This is a genomic window from Paenibacillus sp. p3-SID1389 (genome assembly GCF_025151705.1).
In the GTDB taxonomy this organism is placed as follows: Bacteria; Bacillota; Bacilli; order Paenibacillales; family Paenibacillaceae; genus Fontibacillus; species Fontibacillus phoenicis.
This window is the reverse complement of sequence record NZ_JALXVO010000089.1, coordinates 1-8077: the sequence shown is the minus strand read 5'-3', so window position 1 is coordinate 8077 and position 8077 is coordinate 1. Positions and strand designations below refer to the sequence as shown.

The following is an 8077-nucleotide window of genomic DNA, read 5'->3' as shown; positions in this document are numbered from 1 at the left end:
AAAATAAAAGCTCTAAAAAAGAGCCATTATTTATGTGAACTTCGGGATCAGTTGGCCTAGCGTCGTTTGCGCCAGTCTTCGTTCCATAACGGATTGCGCGTCTTGCAATTCCGCTTGAAGGACTTCCTCGATATTCCGCCCAACCGGGCAAGCGAAATTGGGTTTATCGTGAATGCGGAACAGCTGGTTCTCCTCCGTCACATTCACAGCCCGATAAATATCAAAGAGCGTTATTCGGTCGGGATCCTTGAGCAAGGAAGCGCCTTCCACCCCCGGCCGAACATCCACCATCCCCGCCTTCTTCAGCATGCCCATGATCTTCCGGATCACCACCGGATTCGTATTGACGCTGCTCGTAATGAAATCCCCGGTGCAATCCTCGGACTGACAGCGATAAGGGAAAGAGTATGCACAGCCATCGAAAAGCGCGTACTGATCTGCTTCAATTGTCTCACCACCGTTGTAATCATTGTAGTTATAACTAGGGCGTTATGGCAATAGTCTATTCTCAGCCCCGAGGATCAAGTGGCCGAGCAGCTTGATGCCGATCACTTCGCCCGCCTGCATAAGCAGATACGTCATCTTCACATCTTCCAGGTCTGGCTAGAGCGGATCAAAAACATTCGCCTACGGTCATATATTTTCAAATCAAATCACTTTTATTCAAAATTATTTGACCTAAATTGAAATTTAGTGATAAGTATTGACAATTTTAGCGCGAGAATATATGATTTTCGTAAAGTTTGATTCATTATTTTTCACTTTCGTTCAAAGTGCATCAAAATCTTCATGGAGCGAGGTGAATTTTCCGGCAAGAAGAGAAAGCCATTTACAAAGAAATTCGTGTTTACAGTGGCTAGGAGTGACAGAGATAACAAACTGACAAGGAGAACAATGTATGAAATTTGCAACTCGGCTGAATTCTTTTCCCAACAAATCCATTGTAGAAACGATCGACCAAATCGCCGCTGTTGAAGGTTTAACCCATGTAGACCTGAACTATCCCGAACACTTCCAGCATAATTCCCTGGAAGAAATCAAAGCGGCATTGGAACGAAACAGCCTTGCGCTGAATGCGGTCGCTCCCCGGTTCCGCAGCGATTTTGTCAATGGGGAGTTCGGCAATTCCGATTCGCATACCGCCCGCAAGGCTATCGAACTTTGCAAGCAAGCCATCGACGCATGCCGGGTCTTAGGCGGCAGCCACATTATTATCTGGTTGGGTTACGAAGGATTCGATTACGCGTTCCAGATTAATTATGCCAAGGTGTGGAAACAGGTCGCCCAAGCCTTTGCGGAAATCTGCGAATACGGCTCGGACTTGAAGATCAGCATTGAGTACAAACCGTTTCAGCCCCGCGCGTATTCGTTCCTTTCCAGCTACAGCGACACTTTGCTGATGGTCGGGGACGTTGGCGCTCCGAATCTTGGTGTCACGCTGGATTTCTGTCACATGCTGATGAAAGCGGAAAATCCGTCATACGGTCTTTCCTTGGTAGCCGAAAGAGGCAAACTTTACGGCATCCACCTCAATGACGGCAACAAATTGAACGACGACGGGTTGCTCGTCGGATCGGTCAACTTTATCCAGTCGCTCGAATTTGTTTTTTATCTGAAAAAATACGGTTATGACGGCGTGATCTATTTTGACACCTTCCCGTTGCGGGAAAAACCGCTCGAGGAACTGAAAGCCAATATCGCCATGTACACGAAGTTAAACCGCTTGGTCGATCAAATCGGCATGGAAAAAATCCAATCCATCATTGACCGAAACGATGCAATCGCCGCGCAAGAAATCATGTTCGCCTGCCTGAAGTAAGCTTTGCACTTCAGGCTTGCAAATATCATTATGGGGGGAATGAAAAATGAAAAGAACGGGTTTGTCGAAAGCGCTTCTTTTGATCGTCGTGTGCTCTTTGTTTGTAGTTGGCTGCAGCACGAAGGGAGACAACAACAATACCGGTGGAACGGCTGCAGGCGCAACTTCCGAAGCGGCATCCGAGCCTGCAGGCTCCTTCAACCCCGATGAAGCAGACGGCGTGGAGTTCAAAGTCATGCGCGAGCAATTGGGGCCTATTCCGAAGCTGGACTCCCCGGTAAAGCTGGGCGGCGTGTCCAAAGCGTTTGAAAACGAATACTGGAGAACGCTGAAAAAGGGCATGGAAACGGGAGCCGAAACGTTGCAAAAAGCCGGCATTGAGGTCAGCATCGACGTAAAGGCCGCACAGAACGAAGGCGACGAGCAAGGCCAGCTTTCCATCGTGAAGGACATGATCAACAAAAAATACTCCGCACTGCTGCTCTCTCCTATTTCCGACGGCAACCTGACTCCTGGCGTCGAGGATGCGAAGAAAGCGGGGATCCCGGTTATCAACGTCAATGACGGCTTGATTGCCGCCGCTCCCAACTACGTCGGTCCGAGAGCGATTCAAAACGGGGAACTGGCTGCGGAGTGGATCGCAAACAAGATCGGCAAAGAAGGGGAAGTCGCTATCGTTATCGGTATGCCGAAAGCGTTTGCAGCACGTCAACGCACCGCCGGGTTTGAAAACTGGATGAAGGAAAACGCCCCGGACGTCAAGATTGTCGAGAAACAAAATGCCGATTGGGACCGCTCCAAAGCGAAGGACCTGGCGGAAACGTGGATCAAAAAATATCCGAATCTGAAAGCGATCTTTGCGAACAACGACACAATGGCGCTCGGCGTTGTGGAAGCGGTTAAAGCATCCGGCAAGAAGATTCTTGTCGTCGGCGTCGATGGCATCGGCGAGGCTTACGAATCCATCAGAAGAGGGGAACTGTCGGCTACGATTGATTCGTTCCCGCTATATAAAGGGCAAATCGCTGTCGAAGTCGCTCTCCGCGTGCTTGCCGGTCAAAAATTGCCGCGCGTGGTATGGACACCGCAAGCTTTGATCGACAGCACCAACGTGGATAAACCGGCTGAAGAGATCATCGGTTGGGAACCTGCGGAAGTAGCGCAATAATCCGAGCATTTACCTGGTAATAGCCGGATGGTCCAACGTTCCGGCTATTCTTCATCAAAGAGGTGGAATCATGACGCCGAAACCGATAATCGAGTTTAAAGGAATCTCCAAGACATTTCCCGGCGTAAAAGCGCTGGAAGACATCCGTTTCGACATCCGGGAAGGAGAAGTGCACGCCTTGATTGGCGAAAACGGGGCGGGCAAATCGACTCTGCTTAACATCCTGCACGGCATTTACCCGGAATACGAAGGCGAAGTATGGATCGAAGGAAAAAAAGTAGCTTTCAAGAACGCGCAGGATGCCATCAAGGCCGGGATATCCAAAGTCCACCAGGAGGTCAGCCTGATTGCCGACCTTACGGTAGGTCAGAATGTGGCGCTCGGCCATGAGCCGAAGAAAGGCCCGTTCATCGACTTTAAATCGCTTCATGCTCGCGTGGATGTGATCCTCAAGCGGTTGCGCTGCAATTTTAAGAGTACCGACCTCGTGAGCACGCTGAGCACCGGCGAGATGCAAATGCTCTCGATCGCCAAAGCGCTGTTCCACGAGTCGCGCATTATCTCGTTTGACGAACCGACAGCCGCGCTGACGGAAAATGAAGTGCAGGCGCTGTTCGAAATCATCCGCCAGCTTAAAGCCAACGGTATCACGGTGATTTTTATTTCCCACCGACTGGACGAATTGTTCACCATCTCTGACCGCATTACGGTTCTTAGGGACGGCAAGCACGTAGGCACTTATCCGACCTCGGAAATGAACCGCCAAAAATTGATTCAAAGCATGGTGGGCCGCGACGTGTCGGCGTTCGCGGAACGCAAAAAAACAGGTTTGACAAAAGACGAAGTCGTGCTTGAGGTTCGCAATCTGTCCCGCGCCGGCGTTTTCCGGGACGTCCAATTTCATTTGAAAAAGGGCGAAATACTGGGCTTCTCAGGACTAGTCGGTTCCAAGCGGACGGATGTCGTGCGCGCCGTGTTCGGGGCCGATCCGATAACATCTGGCGACATCTACGTGAAAGGCCGCAAAGCGCGGATTCGCAGTCCCAAGCAAGGACTCAAGTACGGAATCGGGCTGATTCCGGAAAACCGCAAAACCCAAGGGTTTGTCCGCAATCTGAACAATACCGACAACATGGCCTTGGCAGCGTTGAAGAAGTTTTGTTTTTTTGGATTTGTGCGGAGTCGAAAGAAAATCGACAACTGCCGGCATAACGCGCAGGAGTTGCAGTTGCATCCCGATGATCCGGAGTACATGACCTTTAATCTCAGCGGAGGCAACCAACAGAAGGTGGTGCTCGGCAAATGGCTCAGCACCGATGCTGACATCCTGATTTTTGACGAACCGACAAAAGGCGTCGATGTCGGCGCCAAAGCCGAAATATACCGGCTCATGGAAGATTTATTGGAAGCAGGCAAGTCCATTATTATGGTGTCTTCCGAACTCCCCGAAGTCATAGGCATGAGCGACAGAGTCATGGTTATGCATGAGGGCCGCATCGTAAAGGAGCTCTCTAGGGAAGAACTGAGCGAAGAGACCATTTTACATTACGCAATGGGTGGAACGGAGCATAGAGCATGAACACAATAACCCGAATCACAAAAAAAATGAGCAGAGAATTGGGGCTTTTCATTTCCCTTCTTCTGATGATAGGTATATTTGCCGCCATTGACCCGATCTATTTGAGCGCGGGCAATCTGCTGGACATTGTAGACCAAAGTACGATCAACGGTCTGCTGGCCATCGGCATTACATTTGTCATCATTACAGGCGGCATCGATCTGTCGATCGGTTCGATTATGGCGGTCGTCATCGTCTGTGTCGGATGGTTCCTGACCAAAAATGGCATACATCCAGCGCTCGCCATCCTGGCGGGGATTATCATTGGCGCTGCGATGGGCGTTCTGAACGGGCTGCTTGTCACCCACTTCAAATTGCAGCCGTTTATTGCGACATTGGCGACGATGAGCGCTTTTCGCGGATTGGCTTACATTATTACAAGCGGATGGCCGGTGCTTGACATTCCGCAAAATTTCAGAAACATGATGGACGGCGATATTGTCGGCAATTTCCCGATCTCGATTCCGATTTTGCTGGCCTTTGCGATCATCAGCCACATCCTGCTTACGCGGACGCGCACGGGGACGTTCGTATTCTCCATCGGCGGCAATGAGGAAGCCACGCGCCTGTCCGGGATCAACGTTAATTTCACGAAAGTCGTCACGTACGCGCTTTGCGGGATCGGGGCGGCGCTCGCCGGCATGGTCATGCTGGCGCGGCTCGGCACCGGCGAACCGACGGCTGGACAAGGGTACGAGCTGTATGCGATCGCTGCAGCCGCCATTGGCGGCACCAGCCTGGCCGGCGGCAAGGGAAGCATCCTGGGCACCCTACTTGGCGCGTTGATTCTTTCCGCTCTCAAAACCGGACTGGTCGTAGTCGGCGTCGACGCGTTTTGGCAATATATCGCGACAGGAGCTATTATAGCAGTGGCTGCTTATTTTGAAATCATTCAGGGAAAACTGGGTCATTTCAGGAAAAAACTGCTCAGCAAAAAAACAGCATAAGGGTTTAAGTAAACTGGAGTGTGCAGGATGAGCGAAAAGGCATACGAAAAAGAAAAAATCGTCACGGTCATTGGCAGTTTGAATTTTGATCTGATTTTCAAGCAAAAGCGGCTCGCCGAGATCGGTGAAACGTACACGGCCGACCGCCTGGAGACGGCAGGCGGAGGGAAAGGCGCGAACCAGGCCGTCCAATGCGCCAAGCTGGGAACGACAACGTATCTTGTCGGCGCCGTGGGAAACGACGTGTTGGGCGAGAAGCTGGTGCACGATCTGAAACATTACGGCGTCCATACAGAGTATATTGGGCGCGCCGCGGAAACGACCGGCGTCGGCGTTGTCAACGCGCTCGAAGACGGGACATTGATCGCAACCATTTCCAAGGGAGCGAATTACTCGCTCACCAAGGAACGAATCGACGAAATTGAGGATCTGCTGATGCGCAGCGCAATCGTCATTCTGCAGCTCGAGGTTCCGGTTGATGTCGTCGAGTATGCGATCCGCAAAGCGCACGATTTCGGGTGTTACATCATCTTGAACGCCGCGCCGGCTGCGCCGGTTGCTCCAGATGCGCTGGCCAAAGTGTCCTGCCTGGTCGTCAATGAATCGGAAGCTTCATTTTATTGTGGAAAGCCCATTCACGACCTGGCTTCGGCACAGCTTCATGGGCATGGATTGTACGAGCGAACGGGAGAATTGCTGATTATTACGCTGGGCAAATCGGGATGCGTCGTTTTTGACCGCGAGGGATCATTTTATGTGCCCGCCGAGCCCGTAAATGCCATTGAAACGACAGGAGCCGGCGACTCCTTCATCGGCGCCTTCGCCACCCGCATGCTGGAAAGCCCGGACGTAAAGGCAGCGACGCGATTTGCATCCAGGGCGGCAGCCGTTACGGTAACGAAAATCGGAGCCCAGTCGGCAATGCCGACCATCCAGCAGCTCCAGGCAGACGTTTCGTCTGATTCTCAACCTATGGTATAATAGGGCTTGGATTTTTTGGACGGAAGCACCTTAAAGCCGGCTTGGGGGGAAAACCATGATTCCGTACGTGCGCAGAAAACAAATTCTCGAAGAGGTTGAAAAGAAAGAAATCGTATACGTCGAGGAATTGGCCAAAATGGTGAAGAACGCCTCCTTGTCAACCATCCGGAGGGACTTGAAGACGCTTGCCGAAGAAGGACAAATTGAGTTGCTTCGCGGCGGCGGAGTCCGAATCAAAGAAGATGCCTACGAAACCCCGATCCGAACCAAGGAATTGATCAACGTCGAGAAGAAAGACCAGATCGCCAAATTTGCCGCCTCATTGGTTAATGACGGAGACGTGATTTACATCGATTCCGGCACCACCGTGTACGAGATGATCAAATATTTGAAACAGAAAAACATCAAACTTGTGACGACCAACACCAAAGTGCTCCACGACATTGAGGATGCCAAATTTACGTGCATCGTCGTTGGCGGAGAAGTGACAAAATCCCTCGCCTCCATTGCTGGCCCTTTGACGGAAACCGAGCTCAGCAGCATGTTCTTTGACAAGGCGTTCCTTGGCGCCAGCGGATACAGCCTGATAAGTGGCATCAACACGCACGATCTGAAGGAAGCGAAGAAGAAAGAAATCGTCAAAAACAATTCCAACGAGACATATGTGCTGGTGGACAGCTCCAAAGCAAACAAAACGACCTTCTGCAAGGCGTTCGACATTAAGGATTGCATCATCATTACGGATGAATCAAATGAAATCCTGGAGAAGAACGCCAAGTACTTCGTGGCCACATGATCACGATCGGATTTATACGCCACGGCACAACCGAGTGGAACCTGCTCGGAAGAATGCAAGGCCGCACGGATATTCCCCTGGCGGCAGCCGGGCGAGAACAAGCCGCCATGCTGGGAAAGCGGCTCGCTGCCGAGAAGTGGGACGGTATCGTTTCGAGCCATTTGAGCCGGGCGGCAGAGACGGCGGAAATCATTGCCCGGATTTCCGGCATTCCTCTTTGGGGGAGCGATCCGCGCTTGCAAGAAAGGGGCTTCGGCCGCTTGGAAGGAACGACACTCTGCGAAAGAATAGCCGCTTGGGGCGAGCAGTGGCGGGAGATGGACCATGGCAAAGAAAGTCTGAAAGAACTGCTGGCCCGGTGGGACCATTTTCTCGCTGAGGCGCCATGGACCGCCGAGGGGGGAAGGGTGCTGATCGTTAGCCACGGAGGGTTCATTGAGCCTGTCCTTGCCCACCGTTGCCATGTTGCTTTGGAGAAGCACTTGGACAATGCTTCCTTATCCGTGCTTTCATTTGATTCATCCGATTGGAGCTGCTCCCTGTTAAACTGCACCAAACATCTTGAAAACGCGGAACGCATTACGGATTCAGAAATTTCAGAATCGGCATCACGTCCGTGAATACGGCGAAAACAGGGCGCGAAAGATCGATCAGCTCATCGATCTTTCGCGCCCTTTTACATGGGATACTGCCTGCTTACATGGCGTCCCGGAATCTCCATTTATTGATGATTGGGAAGTTCTTAAAT

8 protein-coding genes and 1 pseudogene are annotated in these 8077 nt (G+C 51.5%); 7 read left to right on the top strand and 2 right to left on the bottom strand.

Annotation, left to right across the window (positions count from 1 at the left end; all coding sequences use genetic code 11):
- Positions 1–30 precede the first annotated feature (30 nt).
- Both M3G15_RS20845 and M3G15_RS20840 read right to left on the bottom strand, forming a co-directional pair.
- A pseudogene (locus M3G15_RS20845) lies at positions 31–446 on the bottom strand (Rrf2 family transcriptional regulator).
- A gap of 43 nt (positions 447–489) precedes the next feature.
- Positions 490–582 (bottom strand): MPN domain-containing protein, encoded by a 93-nt coding sequence (locus M3G15_RS20840; protein ID WP_260071962.1) that lies wholly within the window; start codon positions 580–582, stop codon positions 490–492.
- 316 nt (positions 583–898) lie between these two features.
- Between M3G15_RS20840 and M3G15_RS20835 the strand changes: the two genes are divergently transcribed.
- The 7 genes from M3G15_RS20835 to M3G15_RS20805 all read left to right on the top strand — a co-directional run bounded on the left by M3G15_RS20835 (position 899) and on the right by M3G15_RS20805 (position 7949).
- A complete protein-coding gene (locus M3G15_RS20835; protein WP_260071961.1) occupies positions 899–1819 on the top strand; it encodes a sugar phosphate isomerase/epimerase family protein in 921 nt (306 codons plus the stop codon).
- A 46-nt stretch (positions 1820–1865) separates the two neighbouring features.
- The gene (locus tag M3G15_RS20830) at positions 1866–2987 is read left to right on the top strand and encodes a sugar ABC transporter substrate-binding protein (RefSeq protein WP_260071960.1); all 1122 of its coding nucleotides are present in this window, start codon (positions 1866–1868) and stop codon (positions 2985–2987) included.
- Between the two features lie 70 nt (positions 2988–3057).
- Positions 3058–4566 carry a sugar ABC transporter ATP-binding protein gene (locus M3G15_RS20825; RefSeq protein WP_260071958.1) on the top strand — a complete coding sequence of 503 codons (1509 nt, stop codon included), beginning with the start codon at positions 3058–3060 and terminating at the stop codon, positions 4564–4566.
- Entirely contained in the window at positions 4563–5552 is a 990-nt protein-coding gene (locus M3G15_RS20820; protein ID WP_260071957.1) for an ABC transporter permease, read from the top strand. The genes M3G15_RS20825 and M3G15_RS20820 overlap by 4 nt, the downstream gene beginning before the upstream one ends.
- Positions 5553–5579: 27 nt before the next feature.
- Positions 5580–6533 (top strand): ribokinase, encoded by a 954-nt coding sequence (locus tag M3G15_RS20815; protein ID WP_260071956.1) that lies wholly within the window; start codon positions 5580–5582, stop codon positions 6531–6533.
- Between the two features lie 55 nt (positions 6534–6588).
- Entirely contained in the window at positions 6589–7329 is a 741-nt protein-coding gene (locus M3G15_RS20810; RefSeq protein WP_260071955.1) for a DeoR/GlpR family DNA-binding transcription regulator, read from the top strand.
- Positions 7326–7949 carry a histidine phosphatase family protein gene (locus tag M3G15_RS20805; RefSeq protein ID WP_260071954.1) on the top strand — a complete coding sequence of 208 codons (624 nt, stop codon included), beginning with the start codon at positions 7326–7328 and terminating at the stop codon, positions 7947–7949. The genes M3G15_RS20810 and M3G15_RS20805 overlap by 4 nt, the downstream gene beginning before the upstream one ends.
- Positions 7950–8077 lie beyond the last annotated feature (128 nt).

Coding starts and splice junctions, on each gene's coding strand:
- M3G15_RS20805 (WP_260071954.1), top strand. CDS start 7,326: ATGATCACGATCGGATTTATACGCCACGGCACAACCGAGTGGAACCTG.
- M3G15_RS20830 (WP_260071960.1), top strand. CDS start 1,866: ATGAAAAGAACGGGTTTGTCGAAAGCGCTTCTTTTGATCGTCGTGTGC.
- M3G15_RS20825 (WP_260071958.1), top strand. CDS start 3,058: ATGACGCCGAAACCGATAATCGAGTTTAAAGGAATCTCCAAGACATTT.
- M3G15_RS20810 (WP_260071955.1), top strand. CDS start 6,589: ATGATTCCGTACGTGCGCAGAAAACAAATTCTCGAAGAGGTTGAAAAG.
- M3G15_RS20815 (WP_260071956.1), top strand. CDS start 5,580: ATGAGCGAAAAGGCATACGAAAAAGAAAAAATCGTCACGGTCATTGGC.
- M3G15_RS20820 (WP_260071957.1), top strand. CDS start 4,563: ATGAACACAATAACCCGAATCACAAAAAAAATGAGCAGAGAATTGGGG.
- M3G15_RS20840 (WP_260071962.1), bottom strand. CDS start 582: ATGACGTATCTGCTTATGCAGGCGGGCGAAGTGATCGGCATCAAGCTG.
- M3G15_RS20835 (WP_260071961.1), top strand. CDS start 899: ATGAAATTTGCAACTCGGCTGAATTCTTTTCCCAACAAATCCATTGTA.